We start from the raw sequence: 1,292 nt of genomic DNA, 5'->3' as shown, positions 1-1,292 counted from the left end.
CGGAGTGCACGTGCTCGCCACCCATGACGCGCTACTGACGCGCCTGACCGATGTCGTATGGAACGCAGTCGGGGTCCGCATCGTGGCTCCGGCAGGGCCGGGGGGCCGGGGTTCGGGCCCGCCGCCCAGCTGCCGCGCAGCCGGTCCGCGGCCGCCGAGGCCGAGCGGTCCGCCTGCACGTTGGTCCACCAGAGCGAGTAGGCCACGAACAGGCCGAGCACCAGGCCCAGGGTGATCAGCAGCTCGCCGAAGACGCCGAGCGCGGCCAGCGCCCGGTTCCGGCCCCGCCCGGCCCGCGGCTCGGGCGGGGGGAAGGCCTCCTGCGCCGGTTCGGCCGACTGCGCGGTCTCGTCCTGCATCTGCGGTGTTCCCCCTCCGGGCCGGGCGGCCGGGCGGCTACCCGCCCGTGATCGCGGCCGGCTTGCCCTGGGCACGCGGCCGTTCCTCGATCATCTTGCCAAAGACGATGAGACGGAACTTGGAGGTGAACTCCGGGGTGCACGTCGTCAGCGTGATGTAGCGGCCGGGACCGGTGTACCCGGCGCCGTTCGGCACCGGCTTGATCACGCTCACGTTGTTCGGGGAGGTCTCCGGGATGCCCCCGGTGACCTCGTAGGTGTAGTACCCGGCGGCGGTCTCCACCACGATCTTGTCACCCTTGCCGAGCTGGTTGATGTACCGGAACGGCTCGCCGTGGGTGTTGCGGTGGGCCGCCAGCGCGAAGTTGCCCGCCTTGTCGCCCGGCATGCCGGTGCCGCTGTAGTGGCCGACCAGGCCGTTGTCGAGCACCGCCGACTTGGAGGTGCCCTCGGCGATCGGGAACTTCAGCCCCAGCTTGGGCAGGTGGATGATGGCGAAGCCCTTGCCGGGCTCGAACACCTCGGGCTTGTTCGGGTCCGGGGCCGGTTGGCCCGGCTGGACGGGCGGGGCGACCGCGTTGAACTGCTGCTCCAGCTTGTTGCGGGCCCCGTCGGCGGCCTCGTCGGCCTGCACGTTGGTCCACCAGAGCTGGTACGCCACGAAGAGCAGCATCACCACGCCGAGCGTTATGCACAGCTCGCCGACGCCCCGGGCGGCCACCACGAGCAGGGACTCCTTGGGACGCACCCGCCCGGCGGCGCGGCCGCCCGCCCGGCGCCGGCCGTTGCCGGAGCGCAGCGAGGTGCGGCCCTGGGCGGCGCGGCGGCGCTCGGCCCGGCCGCCGGTGGGGGCCGGTTCGGCGGCCGGCGCGCCGAGGTCCGGGGGCAGCCGCAGCTGGAGGGTCTGGTCGGGCAGCCAGGGGTACTCGGGCC

At 73.7% G+C, this 1,292-nt stretch carries 1 protein-coding gene and 1 pseudogene; both read right to left on the bottom strand.

Translation table 11 applies throughout. The features are described 5' to 3' along the window. A pseudogene (locus tag ACIQOV_RS41825) lies at window positions 1-359 on the bottom strand (hypothetical protein); the annotation flags it as partial. 37 nt (window positions 360-396) lie between these two features. Continuing rightward, on the bottom strand, window positions 397-1,292 hold an 896-nt coding region (locus tag ACIQOV_RS41820; protein WP_401056431.1), incomplete at its 5' end, for a class E sortase.

It is taken from the genome of Kitasatospora sp. NPDC091257, assembly GCF_044757675.1.
GTDB lineage: Bacteria > Actinomycetota > Actinomycetes > Streptomycetales > Streptomycetaceae > Kitasatospora > Kitasatospora lactacystinica.
Note: the sequence above shows the minus strand (reverse complement) of the source record. Positions and strands in the feature narration are given on the sequence as shown.